This is a genomic window from Rhizobium sp. Root708 (assembly GCF_001429725.1).
In the GTDB taxonomy this organism is placed as follows: domain Bacteria; phylum Pseudomonadota; class Alphaproteobacteria; order Rhizobiales; family Rhizobiaceae; genus Rhizobium.
Genome location: NZ_LMHV01000040.1, coordinates 278865 through 300954, shown reverse-complemented (window position 1 = coordinate 300954; position 22090 = coordinate 278865). Strand labels below are relative to the sequence as shown.

The window sequence follows — 22090 nt, the reverse complement described above, 5'->3', positions numbered from 1 at the left end:
TCAGCCGTGTCGCCGCCGTCCGTGCTATCCGTCAGGTTCCGATGTGCTTCTGGCCGCGCTTTTTGGCAAGCGCGATCTGGTGCTGCCGCTGGCGATAACGCAGGCGGTCATCTTCGCTACGCGTGGCGTAGCAGTTGCTGCAGGACACGCCTTCCTCGTAGTGAGGCGAGGTAATCTCTTCCGCGGTGATCGGATTGCGGCAGGCGTGGCAGAGCTTGTGCTCGCCTTCCTTGAGGCCGTGTTCGACCGAGACGCGTTCGTCGAAGACGAAGCAGGCGCCGTCCCACAGGCTTTCTTCCTGCGGGATCTCTTCGAGATATTTCAGGATGCCGCCCTTGAGGTGGTAAACTTCCTCGAAGCCCTGCTCCTTCATGAAGGCGGTTGCCTTCTCGCAGCGGATACCGCCGGTGCAGTACATAGCGATCTTCGGTTTGTTGTGCAGGCCGGTATTGTTCCGCACCCAGTCCGGAAACTCGCGGAAGGTCTTGGTGTTCGGGTCGACGGCGCCGCGGAAGATTCCGATGGCTGTCTCGTAGTCGTTGCGCGTGTCGATGACGATCGTATCGGGATCGGAAATCAGCGCATTCCAGTCCTGGGGCGCGACATAGGTGCCGACCACCTGGTTGGGGTCGATGTTCTCGACGCCCATGGTGACGATCTCTTTCTTGAGCTTCACCTTCATGCGCAGGAAAGGCATCTTCGATGCGCGGCTTTCCTTGTGCTCGAGCGCGGCAAATTCCGGCTGGGCGCGCAGAAACGCGAGCACGGTCCTGATGCCGGCATCCGGGCCGCCGATCGTGCCGTTGATCCCCTCATGCGCCAGAAGCAGCGTGCCCTTCACGCCGTTTTCCTCGCAAAGCGTCTGCAACGGCTCGCGCAGGCTTTCGAAGCGCGGGACGGAAACGAAATGGTAGAGAGCCGCAACGAGGAAGGGGCTCGTCGCAGACGTCGGTTGTGTCAGCGTGTCTGTCATGCGGCTGCAAATACAGCTTTCGGGCCGTCTGCGCAATTGGGACGTTTCAGCGCGATTGCGCCTGCCAGAGCAGCTCGATCCGGCTGGCCTCGTCATCCGGATCGTCGGCGAAAACATCTTTCGCGCGGTCCAATGCCGCTGCCCGGGCTTCCTGCTGCCGGAAAATGATGGCGTCGAGCAGATGCGCGAGATCGTCGGCATCGGGAAAGTGCTTGGGTTCGGCTTCCACGAGTTCGCACAGCACATCGAGGTCATGGATTTCGCCGAGCAGGTCGATCAGGCTGCTGATGACCTCATACTTCGCCTCCATCGCTGCCGGCCAGAGCGGCTTGAGCAGCATGTGATAGGCGCGGTAGTCCTGAGCGCGCTTGCGCAAATCGTGAAAGGCTTCCGCGGACCGATCAGCCTGGCAATGCGCCATCGCCTCCCTGGCCTTCGTCGCGGTCTTGCGCCAACCCTTTGCCAGAAGCCGGCCGTGCCGTCGCGGGCCGCCGTTGAAATGGACGTCCTCGACCGCATGGGCTGCCTGTCGCAGCTGTTCGAGGGCGCCGGCCAGCCTTGGCGCCATACCGGCTTCAGCCTTGGCCATTGCGTCGCGCCGGGTGGTGAGCGCCGAAATTACCCGGCTCACTGCGTCGGCTTCCTCGGTGTCGCGCGCGCGATCCTGAAGATGCCTGGCGGTTTCGATCAGAGCCGTCGCGTCCCGGATCGCCGAAAGCGATTTTCCAACGTCGCGCAGGCGCCGGTTTTCCTGCTCACGGAACTCCGGGATTTCATCAGCAACCAGGCGATAGAGCGATCGCAGGCGTTTCAGATTCTTGCGGAAAGCGTGAATGGCCTCGTGCAAGCCGTCCGGTTTTTTCTCGAGCGAGTGGATTGCATGACAAAGCTATCCGTCTACGGACCGCCTGAACTCAGCGGTGAAGCCCCGGTCAGGCCGTATTCGAAAGGGCATGCCGGTCGTGCTCGAATTCGGTGGCAAGTGCCTGGTTGGAGTAGCGGAAATCGCCCGTAACCTCCCGCCCGAGCCATGAAGGCAGGGTCGGCTTGTCGGTTTCGGAACGCATTTCCACTTCCGCGATGACCAGTCCGCGATGCTCGCCGGCAAAGACGTCGACTTCCCAGACAAAGCCTTCATGCGGCACGCGGTAGCGGGTCTTTTCGATCACGATGCCGATCGCATCGCCAAGCAGCTGTTCGGCGTCGACAACGGGAATAGCGTATTCGAATTCGTCGCGCGTCATGGCGCTGCGGCCGATCTTGATCGTCAGCCTGGCCTTTTCATTGTCGAGCACGCGCACACGCACCGAGCGGTCGTCCATCGAGGCGATATAGCCTTGTTTCAAAATGGATTTTGCCTTGGCTCCGGAGCGCCAGCCGTCGTTGCGTACAAGAAACTTCCGCTCGATCTCTTTCGCCATTACCAGTAACCTTTCGTGACGATTTTATTACGCTAGCCTAATTTTCCCGCAATGGGTACCCATTCTCTTCCAAAGATGGGTTTTGTCTCGACAAAGCGTACCCTTGGAGCTATGTCGGGTCCCGAATTCAATCGATTCAAAAGGATCACGCGGCCATGGGCGAAAAGACAGAAAAGCTCCTTTCCATCCTGAAACTTCAGCCTGTCGTTCCGGTTCTGATCGTTGACGACGTCAAGTCGGCCGTATCACTTTCGCGTGCTCTTGTCGCAGGCGGCCTGAAGGCGATCGAGATCACCATGCGCACGCCGGCGGCCCTCGATGCCGTCCGTGCTGTTGCCGATGAAGTCGAAGGCGCGGAAGTCGGTGCCGGCACCATCCTCAACGCCGCGCACTGGGATGCTGCCGTTGCCGCCGGCTCCAAGTTCGTCGTCAGCCCGGGTGCGACGCAGGAACTGCTTGATGCCGCACGCAATTCGCCGGTTCCGTTGCTGCCGGGTGCCGCGACCGCGAGCGAGGTCATGGCGCTGCGCGAGGAAGGCTACAAGGTTCTGAAGTTCTTCCCGGCCGAGCAGGCCGGGGGTGCTGCCTATCTCAAGGCGCTCTCCTCGCCGCTGGCAGGCACCGTCTTCTGCCCGACGGGCGGTATCTCGCTGAAGAACGCGATGGACTACCTGTCGCTGCCGAACGTCATCTGCGTTGGCGGCTCTTGGGTTGCGCCGAAGGAACTGGTTGCCGCAGGCGATTGGGCAGACATCACCAAGCTTGCCGCGGAAGCGGCCGCCCTGAAGGGCTGATTTTAGCACCAAACGCAGACGTGATGCAGGCGGAGGTTCCGCCTGCATTTGTATTTCGGGCATCAATACCTATCTCCCTTCTGGCCTCGAGACAGGGAGATGATGAGGAATGTTCGACGCGAAGAAGCTTCTTGAGCAGTTTTTGGGCTCGCAAATGCCGGGTGTCGGCGGCTCCGTCAGGGACCGGGCAGGCGATGCGGTCCAGATGGCCAAGGACAATCCATGGAAGGCAGGTGCGCTCGCAACCGCGCTGCTCGGCACCAAGACCGGCCGCAGCATTGCCGGCAATGCGCTTGCTATCGGCGGGCTCGCGGCGATTGCCGGCCTCGGCTATCAGGCCTACAAGAATTATCAGTCTGGACAGGCGCCGGCGACGCCGTCCGATGCACCTCCGCCTAGAACGGCCGTGCTGCCGCCACCCGCCGACTCCGGCTTCAGCCCGGCTTCTCCCGCGCAGAGCAATGAATTCGTGCTCGTCCTCATCCGCGCCATGATCGCCGCGGCGAAGGCCGACGGCCATATCGACCAGGGCGAACGTGCGCTGATCCTCGACAAGGTCAAGGCCGCCGATGTTAGCGGCGAAGCAGCGGCCTTCATCGAGCGGGAGCTGTCGCAGCCGACGGATCTCGATGCACTGGTCGCCGCCGCGGTGACGGAAGAGCAGCGGGTGGAGCTTTATACCGCCTCGCGACTGACGATCGAGCCCGATTCACGGGCCGAGCGCGGTTACCTCGATCTGCTGGCGGGCCGGCTCGGCCTGCCTGATGCGCTGGTCGACCATATCGAGGCAACGGTATCTTCCGCGAAGGTTAGCCTCTAGGCATCAAGCGGCCAGTTGCCTTTCGGAGGCGGCTGGCCTAAGCCATGTCTCCTTGCCAGGGGGGAGCGCTGCGCAACGCTGCGTGGTTTGAAAACGGCCTGTCCCGGCCGCAACGTTCGCGATCGTCCTCGTGCACCGGAATTTCGTTGAGGGCGTCAGGCTTTCGCCAAGGCATGGCCGCCGCGAGACCAGCATGGAGCATAGCATGTCAGATCCGAAAGCCGAAAGCCGTTCGCAGGCAATTGCGGCCGCCGTCATCCTCTTGGTTGCCGGCCTTGTGCTCTATTTCATGCCGACCATCGTGCTCGGGCTCAGCAGCTATTCGCCCTATCTGGCAGCGGCCGTTGGCGCCTGCCTGATCCTTGCCTTTTTCGTCGTCTTCTGGCTGAGAGCACGCTATCAGCGTCGCCACGGCAAGTAGCGCTGGCGCTAGCCCTGTAGCGAGGCGCCAAGCAGCAGTGCGCCCATGGCGATGACAAGCAGCGCCCCCAGGATTTCGATCGCATTGCCGATCCAGACCGATGCTGCGGAGCCGTGACCGGCGAGGCGCATTGCCGTGCTCTTGGCGGTGACGGCAAGCGTTGCCAGCAGCGCGACCGTGATTGCGGTGCCGAGCGACATGGCGATCACCGAGAGAACGCCGCCAAGATAAAGGCTGTTCAGAAGCGAGAAGGTCATCACCAGCAGGGCGCCGGAGCAAGGGCGCAGGCCGACGGCGATGATGGCGGACCATGCTTCGCGGATGTTGAATTTCTCGGCGCCGAGCAGCGACGGATCGGGCATGTGCGACTGGCCGCAGGTCTCGCAGGCCATGCCCGCAATGAACCTGTGTCCGGCTTTCAGCGCATCCGCCTCGCCGAAGGCATAGCTCGAGCCCTGCTTGCGCTCCTCATTGTCCTTCCAGTCCAGCATCATGCTGACCGGTCCGGAGGCGGTTGCCACCACCTCGCGGCGTGGCATGCCGGGGACGATCGCACGCAGCTTGCGAAGCAGCAGCCAACACCCGAACAGGATGACCATGATGAAGCTTACGATCTCCATCGCCTGTGTTGCAGCCGTCAGGGTTATGCCGGTGCCGCGCAACACCAGCCATGCGCCGCCGACCAGCGCGATCGCCACCACGCCCTGAAGAAAGGCGGAGACGAAGGAGATGGAGACGCCGCGCTTCAGCTCGATCTCGTTGGCGATCATGTAGGAGGAGATGACGGCCTTGCCGTGCCCGGGGCCGGCGGCATGGAAGACACCATAGGCGAAAGAGAGGCCGATCAGCGTCCAGAGATGCCAGGAATCCTCGCGCATGGCGCGCAACGCACCTGTCAGCGCACGATAGAAAGCCTGTTGCTGGGTATTGATATAGAGGAGGAGGGGAGCAAGCGGGCCGCCCATTGGCTGAAAGCTCGGCTCGGATGTGCCGATGCCGAGCGGCGACTGGGCGTGCGCGACGGCGATGCCCGCGACCAGCACGAGTACCGCGCCGAGGGCAACCCGGCGAAGCCGGTGCCTCAGCATGTCACGTCCAGTCGCGTGGCGAAGAGCTTCGACATGTTCGTTCCCGTCGGGTCGTTGAAGAAGGCGTCGGTCAAGGACTGTTTGTTCTCGGCGATCACCTGGTCGGCATCCGGTCGCACGACCTGGTGCTTGCAGCTCTTGAAGCCGTCTCCGACCAGCACGAGTTCCTTGTCGCTCGGAAAGTCGATCGAGGTGTAGAGCGTCGGGTCATAGACGCCGAAGGTCAGGCGACCCTTCAGCGGCATCTTTTCCGCCGGCTTGACGGCAAAAAACATCAGGAGCTGGCCCTGCTTGTAATCCACATGGATCAGGTCGGGCTTCTCGACCTTGATGTTCTTTCCGTCGATCGTGAGGTTCATGTAGTAGTCGTAGTCGACGAGTGAATCCCGCACGGTCTTACCGACCTCGGCCAACTCGTTCGGATCGAGCTTCAGGTCGGTGTTCTTGTCGAAATCCATGACGACGGATGAGGAGAAGACCTCGTCGAAGCGCCAGACGTTGCGCAGCTCGGCAACATTGCCCTCATCGTCGGCGACGACCTCGAGCCGTGCCTCGACGAACACATGCGGGTGGGCAAAGGCGGCGGCCGGCAGCAGCGACAGGAGCGACGCCATCAGGAATGTCGATTTCTTCATGCGTGCTCTTACTGCGGGATCTCTAATTCCTCTGATTCCTTGCCAGTAAATGGGACGGAATTGGGACCGGTCCCTGATGGCGAGGGCTCAGGAATGCTTCTTGAACCAATTGTGAAGATAGTCGACGAAGATGCGCACCTTGGCCGGCAGGTAGCGGCGGTGCGGGTAGACGGCATAGATGCCGCGATCCGTCGGAATGTAGTCGTTGAACAGCGTCAGCAGTTCGCCGTTCTCGATCGGCTTGCGGGCAATGAAATCGGGAATCAGCGCGACGCCAATACCTGATAACGCCGCGCGCAGCGTTGCATGCGGGCTGTTGACTTCCATCGGGCCTGTCACGGCGACCGCGAAAGAGGTGCTGTCCGGATTATAGAAGCGGATGCTGCCCTGGCTGCGGGAATTGGTGTCGACGATGAACGGGACGTTCGACAAGTCCGACGGGTGCGCGAGGTCCGGATGGCGCTCCAGGAATTCAGGCGTCGCACAAAGATGGACGCGGAAATCCGAGATCTTGCGAGCGATCATGCCCGAGTCCTCTAGCTTGGTGACGCGGATGGCGACGTCGAAGCCTTCCTCGATCAGGTCGACGAACCGGTCGTCCGCGGCGATCTCCAGCGCCAGATCCGGATTTTCCTTGGCGAAATCGATCAGCGACTGGCCGACGTCGGCATCAACGAAGGTGCGCGGTACCGAAATCTTCAGGCGCCCCTTCAGCTGCGCGTTGTTCTCGCGCACCAGATCGGCAAGGTTGTCGATCTCCTTGAGGATGTCGGAAGCGGTGCGATAATAAGTGTGGCCGGCCTCGGTCATGGAGAATTGGCGGGTCGTCCGGTTCAGGAGCAGGGCGCCAAGTTCATCCTCCAACTCGCGCACATATTTCGACAATAGCGCCTTGGAACGGCCGGTGCGCCGCGCCGCAGCCGAAAAGCCTTCTGCTTCAACGACATCGATGAAGGCGCGGATGCGGGTGAGTGTGTCCATAGGCGGGCTCCCAAAAAGCGCTGAACCGCTTTTCAAATCAGTCAGTTGCGCACTGTTTCATCACGTTGAACAAATTGCGATCTATTGTTCAAATATTTTCTGCCGGTCTATGCGAAAAAACCGCTTGATTATGACCGCGAATGTTCTTATCTCGGGATCAGCCCAAAGTCGCACGTGCCCATGGGTGTCCGCCGAACCCTCGAATTGGTGAGGAAATCGGTAAGGTACCTGGAATTAACCCCTCCAGTCGCTATTCCGGCCAACCGGAAAATGCGAGGACGCCTGAAGCAACGACGGTGCGGGCCTTTTTGTTCTCTCCCTGCTTTCCATCAGCGGGGGTTACTGAAGAGGCACACCTTCATTGCCGGAAGTGCGGTAGGGAACCCCCTCCAATCCATGGCAGACAAAGCCGGATCCATGTCGCTTTCGCGGCGTTGATTCATCATTCGCGCTATCAAGCGCTTGCTAAGGTTCCGGGGTCTCCACCGGCTGGTTCCTATGCGAGCGATTGATTGCCCTTTGTCCTCCGGTTTTTCCGGAGCTCTGGAATTGGAAAAGGGAATCGATATGACCACCCAGCGCATCCGCGACTTTCTCGCAACCCGACGTCCCGACGGTCCCTGCCTCGTGGTCGACCTCGACGTCGTGCGTGACAACTTCTCCGCTTTCCGTCACGCCATGCCGGATAGCGCCATCTACTATGCCGTCAAGGCAAACCCGGCTCCAGAAGTCCTGAAGCTGCTCGCCGACATGGGCTCCAACTTCGATTGCGCGTCCGTCGCTGAAATCGAAATGGCGCTCAACGCCGGTGCGACCGCTGCCCGCATCTCCTTCGGCAACACGATCAAGAAGGAACGCGACGTTGCCCGCGCGCATGCGCTCGGCGTCAGCCTCTTTGCGGTCGACAGCCACGAGGAAGTCGAGAAGATCGGCCGCGCCGCTCCTGGCGCCCGCGTATTCTGCCGCGTCCTCACCGATGGCGAAGGCGCCGAATGGCCGCTGTCGCGCAAGTTCGGCTGCGTGCCGCAGATGGCCGTCGACGTTCTCGTCTACGCTCACCAGCTCGGCCTCGAGTCCTACGGCGTCTCGTTCCACGTCGGTTCGCAGATGACCAAGGTCGATGCCTGGGATTCGGCTCTTGCCGATGCCAAGCGCGTGTTCGTTCAGTTGGCCAAGCAGGGCATTCACTTGCAGATGGTCAACATGGGCGGCGGCTTCCCGACCAAGTACCTGCGCGACGTTCCGTCGGCGGAAGCTTACGGTCGTGCGATCTACCAGAGCCTTCGTGACCACTTCGGCAACAACCTGCCGAAGACGATCATCGAGCCGGGCCGCGGCATGGTCGGCAACGCCGGCGTCATCAAGACGGAAGTCGTGCTGATCTCGAAGAAGTCGGACAACGACGCCGCTCGCTGGGTGTTCCTCGACATCGGCAAGTTCGGCGGTCTGGCCGAAACGATGGACGAAGCCATTCGTTACCCGATCCGCACCGAGCGCGACGGCGACGAAATGGAACCCTGCGTCATCGCCGGCCCGACCTGCGACTCGGCCGACGTGCTATACGAGAAGAATCTCTACCCGCTGCCGCTCACCCTTTCGATCGGCGACGAGATCCTGATCGAAGGCACCGGTGCCTACACGACCACCTATTCGGCGGTCGCGTTCAACGGCTTCGAGCCGCTGAAGGCCTACATCATCTGATTAAGCTCGCCCCGTAGCCAGCCGGGGCGGCACCCTCACAATGATCTGACGATACCGTTTGAAACGGTTTTGAGTTCGGGAGGCCACGATGGCCGCTGTTCTTGATTCTGTCCGCGCATTCTTTGCGCATTCCATTTTCACCATCGACGCCGAAAATGCCGGCGATGTCGTGGCACGCGAGAACCTGCTCGATCGCGCCATGGGCCCGAACCGCCGCAAGAAGTCGTCGGAAAAGATCCGCCGCGGCCGCGTGCCGGCCGAAGGCCTGGCGCTGGTCGCGCGTGATCGCGATGGTCACGTCATCGGCACCGTTCGCCTGTGGAACGTCGAGGCCGGCGTCAACGCTGACGCGACCGCGATCAACGCGCTGCTGCTCGGACCGCTGGCGGTCGATTGCAGCTTCGAAGGCAAGGGCGTTGGTTCAGCGCTGATGCGCGCCGCCATCCTGGAAGCAAAGAACCGTGGGCACGGCGCGATCCTGCTCGTCGGCGATGCGCCTTACTACGAGCGTTTCGGCTTCTTTGCCGAGAAGGCTCAACATCTTGTCATGCCGGGTCCCTTCGAACGCTCGCGCTTCCTGGCGCTGGAGCTCACCGAAGGTTGGCTTGACGGCGCAGCCGGCATGATCGTCCCCTCGGGGCGGATGCTGGCAAGCGCACCGGTCCGCAGGGCGGCGTGATCGGTAAAGCCTCTCCCCGATGGGGAGGGGCTTTTTTGTTTTGTGGTTTCAAGGAAATCAGAATTCAGGGGCGCCGGAAGAGCCGGCGGACGATTGTCCCGTTAACGTTACCTGCCTACCCCTCAAGGGTACCCGTTCATTTTACGACGCTTGCGTCCGTCAGTTGGGTTCCGGCAGTCTGAACGACATTTTCAGGTATAGCGGCGATGAAAAACATCGTGAAAGCATAGACCGCGAATATAGTCGCTGCGGCAGTGGCCTTTAGAATCATTCATGCACTCCTATTCTCAGGAGTTCAATGTGGCCCCAAAAGACGCCTTTCCAAAGAGTTTTCTGAACGCCAGATGAACAAAAAACTGTGAGGGTTAAGATTAATGATATTTTAGCAACACGTGAGTTTCGCTCCGGAGAAGATGAAATTCGTGTTTTGTTCTTGTGAATGTGCAATTATTTCAATCATATAGATGAAAATTTGGGCACGCGTTTTGCCCGTGGGGAACAGCGGTTCTATGATCTCCCAGTCATCGGGCAGGGAGCCGGGTTCATGAACCGGTACGCCTTCCGTTCATATTTCGGCGCCCGATGATGGTTGCCGTAGGTCGGATTTGACGCCGTCAGGGCTGATGATCCGCCGGGGAAATCGAGGTCGGGAGACGCTCCTGCCGCCCTCGTGACGCCCGAAAGCCTGATGCAACCGGGCAGGCGATGCAGCCTGACACACCAACCACTACTATCCCGATCGCCTGCCTTCTCCCACCTGGCAGACCGTCGCGAAGCATTGCTTCGCGCGGCGCCTTGGTCTGCCATCGCCACGCCCCTTACGTCTTTCTGCCTCGTTGCGCCGATGGCTTCTCGATAAGATAGTAAATTAGCTATCCAAAATCGAGGGGTGTGCAAATGACGCGTTCAGCTTCCATCCTGATCTCTGTTTCACTGCTCGCCGCCACCGCCAGTTTCACGCCGGCAAGCGCTGCGATCCAGACCGTCACATCGAAGCCGACGGTGGAGTCGCTGGCGCCCGGCCAATCCGTGCTCTTCGACGACAAGAAGTGCCCGGCCGGGATGATCGCCAAATTCACCAAGGCGCAGAAGCGGCCCACGGTGAAACGCAACTGCGTTCATCAGTAACGCCAGCGATCATAAGCCATCACGTCCCCGTGACTTCGATCGCGCGGGAGATGATTTTGCGTGTGGCCTGCACTAGCTCAGCGCAATGATCACCCGCCTTGCTTTCTTCGTCGCCCTCTTGTTGTTGCCGCTTGCCGCCGATGCGCAGGATGGTGCGAGGACCGCGACATTGCTCAAAAGCCTTTCATCACGGGCGGAGCTGAAACCGCTGAAAACGGTGATCGTTGCGAGCGGCGGCCGCACCATCGGCGAGCAAGGCTATCGCGGCCATTCGGCGACAGAGTCCGTCAATATAAAGTCCGCGTCGAAGTCGATCATCTCGGCTCTCGTCGGTATCGCCATCGAGAAGAAACTGCTCGAAGGCACCGGACAGAAGATCGCTCCGATCCTGAAGGCCGATCTGCCCGCCGATCCCGATCCGCGGCTGAGCGAGATCACCATCGGCCATCTGCTTTCGATGCAGGCAGGGCTTGGTCGCCTGTCGGGGCCCAACTATGGCCGCTGGGTTGCCTCGCGCAACTGGGTGCGTTTTGCGCTTGCCCAACCGTTCGACGACGAGCCGGGCGCAGAGATGCTCTATTCGACCGCTTCCACACATCTGCTCTCGGCGATCCTGACCAAGGTCAGCGGGAAGTCGACGCTGGCGCTTGCCCGGGAGTGGCTGGCTCCGGTGGATGGCTTTCGGATCGGTGCCTGGGAGCGCGACCCGCAGGGCATCTATCTCGGCGGCAACCAGATGGCGATGACGGCTCGCTCGCTGCTGGCGTTCGGTGAACTCTATCGCAACGGCGGCAAGGCGGCGGATGGGACACAGGTCGTTCCGTCGGACTGGATCGTCCAGTCCTGGCAGCATCGCACCAATTCACGCTTTTCCGGCGACGACTATGGTTACGGCTGGTTCTCGCGGGAGATCGGCGGCGAGACGGTTCACTTCGCGTGGGGCTACGGCGGCCAGATGCTCTACATCGTGCCGACGCTCGGCATGACCGTCGTCATGACATCGGACGAGAGCGGCCCATCGGCGCGCACCGGCTATCGCGATGCGCTGCACGCGCTGCTTGCCGAGATCATCGCCGTCGGCCGCCCGAGCTGACCGGTCGATTTCGGCACATCGTTAAAAAACGAGCGAGCTCTAAAATCAAAATTCAACAACGTCGCTATAAAGTGCGCCAGCCATCGGTTGGAGAGCGCCGGAATGATACTGGACCTGAGGACGATCTACGTCGTTTCAGCCATGACATGCCTGGTTTTGGGCTGCGTGTATCTCGCAGCCTATTCGACTGGCCGCTTCGGGCGCTGGCCGGCCTGGTGGGGCATTGCCAATCTCCTTATCGGTATCGGTACGCTTTGCGTTTCGCTTCGCAATTTCGTCCCGGCATCCGTATCGCTGGATGCCGGCAACGTGTTGACGATCGCCGGCTATCTCCTGACGTTCTTCGCAATCCGTGTCTTTGCCGAACGGCCGGTCGACAAACGCTACTGCGTATTCGCCATTGCCTGCATCAGCCTGCCGGTGCTGCTGTTCACGGTGGATCCCGCCAGAATATCGAGCCGGCTTCTTTACGTTTCGGCCGTCTGCTGCCTCTGTGATCTCGCGATCCTGCGGGAAGGCGTCGTGATCTACCGGCGCGAGAAGCTGTTCTCAGCGGGCTTGCTTGCCTGGCTCTACGCTCCGACCGCGGCGATGTTCCTGGTTCGCTGCCTGCTTGCCGGCACTGGCCAGATTGGCGGGCCGGGCGCTTTCGGGGATAGCCCCGTGCATGGCTGGATGGGGGCGACGGCGGTGGTGTTCCTCGCACTGCGCAGCGTGGTGGTCGTGCTGATGTCGGCCGAGCGCAACAGGGCCAAGCTCATCGATCTCGCGCATCGCGACCCGCTGACCGGCGTGCTCAATCGCAGCGGGCTTGCCCAACATCTGCCATTGAAGCCGCCGCAGTCGCTCGCGTTGCTGGCGATCGATATCGACGGCTTCAAGCAGCTGAACGATCAGCACGGCCATGCGGTCGGGGACGACATCTTGCGGCTCTTTGCCTGGGTGGCGCAGACCGCCCTTCGGCCCGGCGATCTCCTGTCCCGCCATGGTGGCGACGAGTTCGTGGTCGTGCTGAAGGGTATGACCGGCGCCGAGGCTGTCCAGATCGCCGAAGGCATGCGGCAGGCGTTTTCGGCGGCGGTCGCGCAGATGCCGGGGCTGACGGTGTTTCCGACGCTCAGCATCGGCGTCGCCACCTCATGCAAGGCGGAAACCGACTTCGAACAGCTTTTGCGAAAGGCCGACGAGGCGCTCTATGCCTCCAAGCGCCACGGCCGCGATCGCGTCGAGGCCTCGGCAGGCGAGCAGGCTGCCTGAAGGTTGACGGTCTAGAAAGGCGCCGCTGATCTGGCGGCGCCTTGTTTCGGTGGCGGTCTAAGCCGCGATATCGACGACGCCGCAATCGCCGGCTTCGGAAGCGAAGGCCAGCAGCTTGCCGTTCTTGCTCCAACTCATCGAGGTGATGGCGCCCTTGCCGGGGCGGCGCAGCAGCGCTTCCTTGCTGTCGTTGAGGCGCACGGCCAGGATCATGCCATCGATAAAGCCGATTGCGAGGATGTCCTCCACCGGATGGAACTTGACCGACGTTGCCATGATGTTGGCGCGGGTGCCGAGTTCCAGCGGTGCCTTGCCCATCGGGCCGTCCTTGCCCTGGAAGGGCCAGACGATGGCTGCCGGTGCACCCGACGAGGCAAGCCACTTGCCCTTCGCCGACCAGGAGAGCGACTTCACCTTGGCGGGGTAGCCGGTCATGCGCATGTGGCGTGCGTCCGCGCCGGCCTTGCTGTCGAGCTTCCAGCCGTGCAGCGCATTTTCCTGCATCATGGTGACGAGGAAGTTGCCGTCGGGCGAAAAGGTGACGCCGGTATGAGCCCCTTTCCATTCGAGGTCGGCGGGCTTGGCAGCTGTGCCGACCCAATGCAGGGACACGCCGTTATAGCGCGCTGCGGCGATGCGCATGCCCTTGGGCGCGAAGGCTAGACCTTCGACGGTGCGCTCTTCGGTAAATTCCTTGGTCGTGCCATCGGCGAGGCGGACGAAAGCGCTCTTGCCGTAGGAGTAGGCGACGGCGCCCTGCGGACCGGCGGCAAGCTGGGAAATCCACTTGCGCGGCGCATTGGCAAGCTCGGTTACGCTGGCGTCGGCTCCGATGCGCAGCACCTTGCCGTCCTCGCCGCCGGAAATCAGGCTGTCGCTATAGGGGTCGCGGATGCAGCTCAACATGCCCTGATGGGCTTCGGTCACCTTCTCGCCGCCGTCGAGGCGGTGAAAGGTGCCGGCGGCATTGGCGAAAAAGGGGGTGTCACCTAAAAATTCGACGGCCAGGATATGGCCGTCGAGATCAAACGGGGCAACTGTCGGCATCAGGCTGCCGCCTCGCACGCCTTGAAGGAAGCTTCGAGCTTTTCGCGGTCGAGTTCGCGGCCGATGAAGACGAGGCGGGTTTCGTGCTTCTCGCCATCCTTCCACGGACGCTGATGATCGCCTTCGACGATCATGTGAACGCCCTGAATGACATAGCGCTCGGGATCGTCCTTGAAGGCAATGATGCCCTTGAGGCGGAGGATGTTCGGGCCCTGCGTCTGGGTGATCTTCTGGACCCAGGGGAAGAAGCGCTCGGCGTTCATCTCGCCGCCGCGCAGCGAGACCGACTGCACCGTTACGTCGTGGATCGGCGATACGGCGCCATGGTGATGATGGTGGTCGTGACCGTGACCGTGATCGTGGTGATGATCATGATCATGCCCGTGGTCATGATCGTGGTCGTGATCATGCGCATGGTGATGATGGTGGTCGTGATCGCAATCCGGGCCGCAGACGTGATCGTCGTGGTCGTGATCGAGGAAATGCGGATCGTTCTCCAGCGCACGCTCCAGATTGAAGGCACCCTGATCGAGAACGCGCGCCAGATCGACGCCCGAACGGCTGGTGTTGTAGACGCGGGCCGAAGGGTTGATGGCGCGCACGACGTCTTCGATCTGCGCCAGTTCTTCCGGCGTCACGAGGTCGGTCTTGTTGATCAGGACGACGTCGGCGAAGGCGATCTGGTCTTCGGCTTCGCGGCTGTCTTTCAGACGCAGCGGCAGGTGCTTGGCGTCGACCAGTGCGACAACGGCGTCGAGTTCGGTCTTGGCGCGAACGTCGTCATCCATGAAGAAGGTCTGTGCGACCGGTACCGGATCGGCAAGGCCGGTGGTTTCAACGATGATACCGTCGAAACGGCCGGGGCGGCGCATCAGGCCCTCAACGACGCGGATCAGGTCGCCGCGCACGGTGCAGCAGACACAGCCATTGTTCATTTCGTAGATTTCTTCGTCGGATTCGACGATGAGGTCGTTGTCGATGCCGATCTCGCCGAACTCGTTGACGATGACCGCATACTTCTTGCCGTGGTTCTCCGAGAGGATGCGGTTGAGCAAGGTCGTCTTGCCGGCGCCGAGGTAGCCGGTGAGAACGGTAACGGGGATTGGCTTCTGCTGGGTGGGGATCGCGTCGGTCATGAGAACCTCGAGAGATGGCACGCCCGGGGGCGGGGCTGAAAATTCGTCGGTTTCATATAAGGAGTTGCGCGCGGCAGTTCAAAGGGATTCGTATGTTATAAGATCACATCGCAACGGCGACGGTTTCAATCCAGCTCGGTCGCGTCAAATGCATCGACATCCTCGAGCAGTTCCACCAGCCCTTTTACGGAGTTGGCAATCAGCGTTTCGCCTTTTTGCGCAGTCGCCAGCGATGCATTGCCCGCGACGCCAGATGCGCTGAGATCCGACATTTTCCATCCGAAGGCATGCTGGCCGTAGGCGCGCAGATGCTTGAAGCGGGCGGTAAATTCAGACTGGCGGGAGGGGAAGTCCGCTGCCCTGGTCATGTCGACCATGTCAGGATGCAGCGCCAGCATCACTGAGGTCTCGATGTCGCCGCCGTGGATGTCGATCGCCTTTGCCTCGGGCGGGATGATATCGGCAGGAACGCCGAAGCGCGTCCAGCTGGTGGCGACGGCGAGCATGTTGAAGCGGACCCTGGCCTCGGTCGCGACGATCGTCATCAGCGGCGCGTTGCCGCCGTGGGCGTTCAGCATCACGAACTTGCGCACACCCATCTGCGAAAGCCGCTCGGCAATGCCGAGCCAACGGTCGAGCGCCTCGCCATATGTCAGCGTTCGCGTTCCCGTCACATCCATATGCTCAATCGAGTAGCCGACGTCTTCCACCGGCAGGAACGTCACCGGCGCAGTCGAGGGAAGGGCGGCCTTGAGCCGGGCAACGATGCCGGCTGCGATCAGTGTATCGGTCTCGAATGGCAGGTGAGGGCCATGCTGTTCATGGGCGCCGAGCGGCAGAACGGCGATCCAGCGCTGGCGATCGGAAGGGGTGAGGCCGGGGTCGTTGTCATCGAAGTTGCGGGAAGGCGCGGTCATCCGGCTAATGCCTCTTGTTTATGACGAGATGATGCGCAATGTCATAACGCAGCGTTGCCAATGCTTACCGCATAACCTCTTAAATCGAAATGGATTTAGGGATGTCGGTTCAAACATGTTCCCGCGGTCTTGCCCGCGGCGCGGTCAGGTTAAAGGGATAGCGATGGGGAAAAAGCATAAAGACGGCAAGAAGCAGAAGTCGAAGAAGAAGGACCAGACGGAATATACGCTGGTAGACCTTTCGCCGGCTTTGACACAGGCCGCCCGCTCCATGCGCACCGTGTTGTCGCGGAATCTTCTGGAGAGCGGTCTTTACGCCGGCCAGGACGGCGTTATCCTCTCGCTCGCCGAAGCGGATGGGATGACCGCGGGCGGATTGGCGCAGAAGCTCGGCGTCAAGGCGCCGACGATGACGCGCACGATCGGTCGAATGGAAGCTCAGGGCTTTCTCGAGCGCAAGGCCGACGAGGAGGATGCTCGTCTCACCAAGGTCTATCTGACCGAGCTTGGTCGCGGCAGCGTCAAGGCGATCGAAATGGCCGCCTCGTCGTGCGACAAGGTCGCCACGCAGGCTTTCTCCGAGAAGGAAATTCGCAACCTCGTTCGTCTTCTGAAGGCGATCGACGGGAACCTGCAGGCAGAGGCGCCTGAGTTCGAAGAGGTGGAAGAAATCTAACGGGATTATGAAATTACGAATTGCCTCCCTAAGTTTAATCTTTTAATTAAACATTTTAAGGACGCCGCGACGGTTTAGAAGGCGTTGAAAAACCGCGGGTTGCCTGGGGAGGACACGTGGCTCAAAAAATCAAGCTTTCGACCATCGCCGAGACCCTCGGCATTTCCACCGCCACAGTATCGCTTGCCTTGCGCGACAGTCCGCTTGTTGCAAGCGCGACGCGTGAGAAGATCAAGGAACAGGCTCGGGCTCTCGGCTATATCTACAATCGCCGTGCCGCCAGCCTGCGGACCTCGCGATCGGGTATCATCGGTGTCGTCGTGCACGACATCATGAACCCGTTCTACGGCGAAATTCTCAAGGCGATCGAAAGCGAACTCGATCGCAGCCGCCAGACCTTCATCCTGTCCAACCACTACGACTCTGTCGAAAAGCAGCGCACCTTCATCGAGACGCTGCTGCAGCTCGGCGGAGACGGGGTGATCATGTCGCCGGCGATCGGTACGCCGCCGGAGGATATGCAGCTGGCGGAAGATAACGGGATGCCGGCTATCCTTGTCGCCCGCTCGATGGAAGGTTCGGCCCTGCCGACCTATCGCGGCGATGACAGCTACGGCATTTCGCTCGCCACCAACCATCTGATCGGCCTTGGCCATCGGTCGATCGCGATGATCGGCGGTACCGATCAGACTTCGACGGGTCGCGATCGCTATCAGGGTTATGTCAATGCGCTGCGCAAGGCCGGCATCGACGTCGATCCGGGTCTGCGCATTCCCGGACCACGCTCGATGCAGGGCGGCTTCGAGGCGGCGGTGCACTTCCTGTCGCTGCCGCAGAAGCCGACGGCTGCCGTCTGCTGGAACGACCTCGTGGCGATCGGCCTGATGAACGGCATCGCGCGTGCCGGTCTCGTTCCTGGCAATGACATCTCCGTCACCGGTTACGACGATCTTGAGGAAGCGTCGATCTCGACGCCCGCGCTGACAACCGTATGGAACGGTCAGGCCGAGGTCGGACGCCTTGCCGCCCGCGCCCTCCTCGATCGTCTGGCGGGCAGCCATGAGCCTGACGGCATTCATCTCATCAAGCCTGAAATGCGCATCCGCCAGTCGACCAGCCCCTACCGACCGCGCCCGTAAGCAAGCCAAGAGGAAATGCCATGTCCCGTATCGCCGTTCTCGTTCCGGGGAAGATACACGAACGCGTGCTCGCGCGCCTGAAGGAGAGTTTCGACGTTATCGAAGCCGACCCGGCGACGCTTGGTGCAGAAGCCGCGGCGCGCATTCGCGGCGTTGCCGTCTCCGGCACGTTGAACGCGGCCGCCATCGACAGCTTGCCGAATGTCGAACTCGTGTCGAGCTTCGGCGTCGGCTACGACGGCGTCGATGCAAAGCATGCGGCGACCAAGGGCGTCATCGTCACGAATACGCCGGATGTGCTGAACGATGAAGTTGCCGATACGGCGATCGGACTGCTGCTCAACACGATCCGTGAATTTCCGCGGGCGGAGAACTGGCTGCGCGCCGGAAACTGGAAGCCGGGACAAAACTATCCGCTGTCGCGCTTTTCATTGAAGGGGCGGCATGTCGGGATCTACGGTCTCGGTCGCATCGGCCAGGAAATCGCCAAGCGTCTCGAGCCGTTCAAGGTCAAGATCAGCTATCACACCCGCACGCGCCACCCCGACGTTCCCTACAGCTATTATCCCTCGCTGAAGGATCTCGCCGAAGCCGTGGATACGCTGATCTCCATCGTTCCGAAGACGCCACAGACCCACAAGACCATCAATGCGGAAATCCTCTCCGCGCTTGGTCCCGAAGGCGTTTTCATCAATGTCGGTCGTGGCTGGACGGTCGATGAGGAGGCGCTCGCGCAGGCGCTGAAATCAGGAACAATCGGCGCGGCCTGTCTCGATGTCTTCTACGACGAGCCGAATGTCCCCGCGTCGCTGCTCGATCTGCCGAACGCGGTGCTTCTGCCTCACCTCGCCTCGGGCTCGGTACCGACGCGCAACGCCATGGCGGATCTGGTCGTCGACAACCTCGTCGAGTGGTTCGCCAAGGGCAAGCCGTTGACACCGGTGCCGGAGACGCCGCTGAAGGCATAGACCGCGAAAGCCGTCGCCAGTCGATCGAGGGAGGTATCATGAGCGAGACTAGCCGCAAGCTGACAACCATCTTCTCAGCCGACGTGCAGGACTACACGCGGCTGATGGGAGCGGACGAAGAAGGCACGCTCGCAATGCTGAAGCGATCGCGGGATGCCATGTCGCGCCTGATAGGCACGCATGGCGGCCGGGTCATCAACACCTGGGGCGACGGGCTGATCGCGGAATTTCCAAGCGTCGTCGAAGCCGTGCGTGCCGCGGTCGATGTCCAGAGCGAGTTGGCGGGGCTGAACGCCGGGAAGCCGGAGGGTGGCCGCATGCTTTTCCGGATCGGCATCAATCTCGGCGACGTGATTGTCGATGGCGACGACATCTATGGCGACGGCGTGAACATTGCCGCCAGGCTGCAGACATCGGCAACACCCGGTGGAATCGTCATCTCCAGCACGGTCTATGATCAGGTCCGCAACAAGGTCGCCGTCGGCTTCGATTTTCTCGGCGCCTTGGCAGTGAAGAATGTCAACGAGGCAGTGCCGAGCTATGCGGTGAGGATCGGCGAAGCGCCGCCAGCGCAGGCCGAGCCCGTCGCACTGCCGCGACAGAGCGCATCTGCGCAATCTCAGCCTTCGTTGAAGGGTCTCGGGAAACGGGCTGGATTCTTCGCCATCATCGCGGCTGCGCTCGTCGTCATCAATCTTCTGACCTGGAGCGGTGTGTTCTGGGCGGTGTGGCCGCTGCTTGCCCTGGCTTTTGCCGTCGCCATGAACTGGGTCCGCACCCAGGAGCGGATCTACCGTGGCATGACCGCCCTCGGCGTCCTCGCGATTGGGATCGTCGCCATCAACCTGTTGACCTGGCACGGGGTATTCTGGGCGGCATGGCCGCTCTTCGGCTTTGCCGTTGCCGCCGGCCTTCAATGGCTCAGACGGAAATGAAGCCGAGCGCGTGATTGCCGCTCAGGCGATCTGCTTCGTGCGGGTATCCGCAAGCTTGCCGGCGGCATAGTCTCTGACGGCATCGCCGAAGGCCTGGAAGATCTGGTTCGACGGCTTGTCCGTCTCCGCCCAGTATTCCGGATGCCATTGCACGCCGACCGCGAAGGCCGGCGCATCGATCACCGAAACGGCCTCGATCGTTCCGTCCTCGGCCACGGCTTCCACCTGCAGGCGCGGCGCGGTCTGCGCGATCGCCTGACGATGCAGCGAATTCACCAGGACTTCGCCGGATCCGACGATCCCGGCGATGCAGGAGCCTTCCTTGACGAAGACGGTCTGGCGAACCGCGTACATGGCGTCGCGATCGACATTCGGGGGCTTGCGATGATCCGAGATGCCCGGCTGCTCCTGGATCTCGCTCGCAAGGGTTCCGCCAAGCGCGACGTTCAGCTCCTGAATGCCACGGCAGATCGCCAGCAGCGGAATGGCGCGTTCGATCGACCGGCGGATCAGCGGCAGGCTGGTGGCGTCGCGGGCGGGATCGAATGGCCCGTCGGCTTCCGTTGCCTGCCTGCCGTAAAGCGAGGGGTGGACGTTGCTGGCCGACCCCGAAACGAGAACACCGTCGACCCGATCTAGGATGGTATCGGTGTCGTAGCCCTCCTCGAAGGCCGGAATGATGAAGGACATCACACCGGCGGCATTCAGCGCCGCGCGAACGTACTGGTGCTGTACGGCATGCCATGTCGCGCCGTCGAAGACGCGGATATCGGCGGGAACGGCGACGATCGGCTTCGTCATTTTGACTCCGGCTGAAGCTGTTGTTGCATATTGTGAGAAACCAGAAAGCGTCCCAAGTCAACGTTTCGATGAGCTGTCGGGCGGAATTGCGGCGGCCGGCGTGCCATTCCGGAGCGGCACACTCTCTAACCCGCTGATTTCGATGGAAATGCGCGCGCCGCCATATTGGTGTCGTGATCCCAAAGACTAATGGCCGGGCGCTTGAAACAGGTGCGCCAGCGTGCTTAGCTCCTCGCCATTCTGCGGGTAGGGATGAGGGCTTTGCCGCGCAGCCATCTATCGGGGAGGTTTTTGATGGATCGTCGTTCATTCATGAAGAAGGCAGGAACTGGCGCCGCCGGTGCGGTTGCTGCGACAGCGCTGGCTGCACCCGCCATCGCTCAGGAGAATCCGAAAATATCGTGGCGCATGACGTCGTCTTTCCCGAAGAGCCTCGACACCATCTATGGCGGGGCGGACGATATCTCCAAGCATCTCGCAGCCGCGACCGACGGCAACTTCACGATCCAGCCGTTCGCGGCAGGCGAAATCATTCCCGGCCTGCAGGCCGCCGATGCGGTCAGCGCCGGTACCGTCGAAGCCGCCCACACCTGCTCCTACTACTTCGTCGGCAAGGATCCGACCTACGCGATCGGCACCGCCATTCCCTTCGGTCTGAACGGACGCCTGACCAATGCCTGGTTCTACGAAGGCAACGGCAACTCGCTGATGAACGAGTTCTACGCGACGCAGGGGATGTACGGCCTTCCGGCCGGCAATACCGGCGCGCAGATGGGCGGATGGTTCCGCAAGGAGATCAATACGCTCGACGACCTGAAGGGCGTGAAGATGCGCATCGCCGGCCTCGCCGGCCAGGTCATCAGCAAGGTCGGCGTCATCCCGCAGCAGATCGCCGGCGGCGACATTTATCCGGCCCTCGAAAAGGGCACGATCGACGCTTCCGAATTCGTCGGCCCCTATGACGACCTGAAGCTCGGCCTGCACAAGGTCGCGAAGTACTACTATTATCCCGGCTGGTGGGAAGGTGGCCCGACGGTTCATGCCTTCTTCAATCTGGAGAAGTGGAACAGCCTGCCGAAGCATTATCAGGCGGCTTTGACGGATGCCTGCGCCTTCGCGAACACCAACATGCTCGCCAAGTACGACATGAAGAACCCGCCGGCTTTGAAGCAATTGGTTGCGGAAGGGGCTTCGCTCCGGCCGTTCAGCCAGGAAATCATGGAAGCCTGCTTCCAGGCGGCGCTCGGAATCTACGGCGAGATCTCCGCCTCCAATCCGTACTTCAAGAAGATCTATGAAGATCAGACGGCATTCAAGCGCGACGCCTATCTGTGGATGCAGCTGTCGGAATACACCTTCGACACGTTCATGATGATCCAGCAGCGGGCGGGCAAGCTCTAAGCGAGCCGCCGGCCGGCTACGAGCATCTTTGATCCGATTGCAGTTCAAAACGCTGCCGCGAGGAAGGTCCCTCGCGGCG

General features: G+C 61.4%; 22 protein-coding genes and 1 pseudogene. 13 read left to right on the top strand and 10 right to left on the bottom strand.

Annotated features, from left to right (window positions below):
- Window positions 1-31 precede the first annotated feature (31 nt).
- From trhO to ASE04_RS20680, 3 genes and pseudogenes are all read right to left on the bottom strand, one after another.
- Entirely contained in the window at window positions 32-973 is a 942-nt protein-coding gene (gene trhO / locus ASE04_RS20690) for an oxygen-dependent tRNA uridine(34) hydroxylase TrhO (protein WP_056821285.1), read from the bottom strand.
- Between the two features lie 46 nt (window positions 974-1019).
- A pseudogene (locus ASE04_RS20685) lies at window positions 1020-1928 on the bottom strand (CHAD domain-containing protein).
- Window positions 1906-2394 carry a CYTH domain-containing protein gene (locus ASE04_RS20680; RefSeq protein ID WP_056821284.1) on the bottom strand — a complete coding sequence of 163 codons (489 nt, stop codon included), beginning with the start codon at window positions 2392-2394 and terminating at the stop codon, window positions 1906-1908. Before ASE04_RS20680 ends, ASE04_RS20685 begins: the two are co-directional and overlap by 23 nt.
- A 155-nt stretch (window positions 2395-2549) precedes the next feature.
- Here ASE04_RS20680 and ASE04_RS20675 point away from each other — a divergent pair, with 155 nt between their 5' ends.
- The 3 genes from ASE04_RS20675 (at window position 2550) to ASE04_RS20665 (ending at window position 4429) form a co-directional block, all read left to right on the top strand.
- Complete coding sequence (locus tag ASE04_RS20675; RefSeq protein WP_056821280.1) at window positions 2550-3188, top strand: 2-dehydro-3-deoxy-phosphogluconate aldolase; 639 nt, start codon at window positions 2550-2552, stop codon at window positions 3186-3188.
- A 109-nt stretch (window positions 3189-3297) separates the two neighbouring features.
- On the top strand, window positions 3298-4008 hold the full coding sequence (locus tag ASE04_RS20670) for a tellurite resistance TerB family protein (RefSeq protein ID WP_056821274.1): 711 nt from the start codon (window positions 3298-3300) through the stop codon (window positions 4006-4008).
- A gap of 205 nt (window positions 4009-4213) precedes the next feature.
- On the top strand, window positions 4214-4429 hold the full coding sequence (locus tag ASE04_RS20665) for a hypothetical protein (protein ID WP_056821269.1): 216 nt from the start codon (window positions 4214-4216) through the stop codon (window positions 4427-4429).
- A gap of 8 nt (window positions 4430-4437) precedes the next feature.
- Here the strand turns inward: ASE04_RS20665 and ASE04_RS20660 are convergent, their stop codons facing one another.
- The 3 genes from ASE04_RS20660 to ASE04_RS20650 form a co-directional block, all read right to left on the bottom strand.
- Window positions 4438-5517: a nickel/cobalt transporter gene (locus ASE04_RS20660; protein ID WP_056821263.1), complete on the bottom strand. Its 1080-nt coding sequence runs from the start codon at window positions 5515-5517 to the stop codon at window positions 4438-4440.
- Window positions 5511-6152, bottom strand: coding sequence for a DUF1007 family protein (locus ASE04_RS20655; protein WP_056821258.1), 642 nt, complete (start codon window positions 6150-6152; stop codon window positions 5511-5513). Before ASE04_RS20655 ends, ASE04_RS20660 begins: the two co-directional genes overlap by 7 nt.
- 87 nt (window positions 6153-6239) lie before the next feature.
- Complete coding sequence (locus tag ASE04_RS20650) at window positions 6240-7133, bottom strand: LysR family transcriptional regulator (RefSeq protein ID WP_056821250.1); 894 nt, start codon at window positions 7131-7133, stop codon at window positions 6240-6242.
- Between the two features lie 567 nt (window positions 7134-7700).
- On the opposite strand from ASE04_RS20650, the gene odc2 reads away from it, so the two are divergent.
- The 5 genes from odc2 to ASE04_RS20625 all read left to right on the top strand — a co-directional run bounded on the left by odc2 (window position 7701) and on the right by ASE04_RS20625 (window position 12991).
- Window positions 7701-8834 carry an ornithine/lysine decarboxylase gene (gene odc2, locus ASE04_RS20645; RefSeq protein WP_056821244.1) on the top strand — a complete coding sequence of 378 codons (1134 nt, stop codon included), beginning with the start codon at window positions 7701-7703 and terminating at the stop codon, window positions 8832-8834.
- An 88-nt stretch (window positions 8835-8922) separates the two neighbouring features.
- Window positions 8923-9513 (top strand): GNAT family N-acetyltransferase, encoded by a 591-nt coding sequence (locus ASE04_RS20640; RefSeq protein ID WP_056821237.1) that lies wholly within the window; start codon window positions 8923-8925, stop codon window positions 9511-9513.
- A gap of 897 nt (window positions 9514-10410) precedes the next feature.
- Window positions 10411-10641, top strand: coding sequence for a DUF6719 family protein (locus tag ASE04_RS20635; protein WP_056821230.1), 231 nt, complete (start codon window positions 10411-10413; stop codon window positions 10639-10641).
- Between the two features lie 85 nt (window positions 10642-10726).
- Window positions 10727-11734 carry a serine hydrolase domain-containing protein gene (locus tag ASE04_RS20630; RefSeq protein WP_156408849.1) on the top strand — a complete coding sequence of 336 codons (1008 nt, stop codon included), beginning with the start codon at window positions 10727-10729 and terminating at the stop codon, window positions 11732-11734.
- Between the two features lie 102 nt (window positions 11735-11836).
- On the top strand, window positions 11837-12991 hold the full coding sequence (locus tag ASE04_RS20625) for a GGDEF domain-containing protein (RefSeq protein WP_056821225.1): 1155 nt from the start codon (window positions 11837-11839) through the stop codon (window positions 12989-12991).
- Between the two features lie 57 nt (window positions 12992-13048).
- Here the strand turns inward: ASE04_RS20625 and ASE04_RS20620 are convergent, their stop codons facing one another.
- From ASE04_RS20620 to ASE04_RS20610, 3 genes are all read right to left on the bottom strand, one after another.
- Entirely contained in the window at window positions 13049-14038 is a 990-nt protein-coding gene (locus ASE04_RS20620; protein ID WP_056821516.1) for a WD40 repeat domain-containing protein, read from the bottom strand.
- Window positions 14038-15174: a CobW family GTP-binding protein gene (locus ASE04_RS20615; protein ID WP_056821219.1), complete on the bottom strand. Its 1137-nt coding sequence runs from the start codon at window positions 15172-15174 to the stop codon at window positions 14038-14040. Before ASE04_RS20615 ends, ASE04_RS20620 begins: the two co-directional genes overlap by 1 nt.
- 125 nt (window positions 15175-15299) lie before the next feature.
- Entirely contained in the window at window positions 15300-16091 is a 792-nt protein-coding gene (locus tag ASE04_RS20610; RefSeq protein WP_056821213.1) for a creatininase family protein, read from the bottom strand.
- Between the two features lie 163 nt (window positions 16092-16254).
- Here ASE04_RS20610 and ASE04_RS20605 point away from each other — a divergent pair, with 163 nt between their 5' ends.
- The 4 genes from ASE04_RS20605 (at window position 16255) to ASE04_RS20590 (ending at window position 19809) form a co-directional block, all read left to right on the top strand.
- Window positions 16255-16767, top strand: a complete 513-nt coding sequence (locus tag ASE04_RS20605; RefSeq protein WP_056821207.1) for a MarR family winged helix-turn-helix transcriptional regulator — start codon at window positions 16255-16257, stop codon at window positions 16765-16767.
- A 116-nt stretch (window positions 16768-16883) separates the two neighbouring features.
- On the top strand, window positions 16884-17906 hold the full coding sequence (locus ASE04_RS20600) for a LacI family DNA-binding transcriptional regulator (RefSeq protein ID WP_056821201.1): 1023 nt from the start codon (window positions 16884-16886) through the stop codon (window positions 17904-17906).
- A 20-nt stretch (window positions 17907-17926) separates the two neighbouring features.
- Window positions 17927-18874, top strand: a complete 948-nt coding sequence (locus ASE04_RS20595) for a 2-hydroxyacid dehydrogenase (protein ID WP_056821196.1) — start codon at window positions 17927-17929, stop codon at window positions 18872-18874.
- A gap of 38 nt (window positions 18875-18912) precedes the next feature.
- A complete protein-coding gene (locus ASE04_RS20590) occupies window positions 18913-19809 on the top strand; it encodes an adenylate/guanylate cyclase domain-containing protein (RefSeq protein WP_056821194.1) in 897 nt (298 codons plus the stop codon).
- Window positions 19810-19830: 21 nt separating this feature from the next.
- Here ASE04_RS20590 and ASE04_RS20585 read toward each other — a convergent pair whose 3' ends face one another.
- On the bottom strand, window positions 19831-20610 hold the full coding sequence (locus ASE04_RS20585) for a gamma-glutamyl-gamma-aminobutyrate hydrolase family protein (protein ID WP_056821192.1): 780 nt from the start codon (window positions 20608-20610) through the stop codon (window positions 19831-19833).
- Window positions 20611-20904: 294 nt separating this feature from the next.
- Between ASE04_RS20585 and ASE04_RS20580 the strand changes: the two genes are divergently transcribed.
- On the top strand, window positions 20905-22011 hold the full coding sequence (locus ASE04_RS20580) for a TRAP transporter substrate-binding protein (RefSeq protein ID WP_056821190.1): 1107 nt from the start codon (window positions 20905-20907) through the stop codon (window positions 22009-22011).
- Window positions 22012-22090 lie beyond the last annotated feature (79 nt).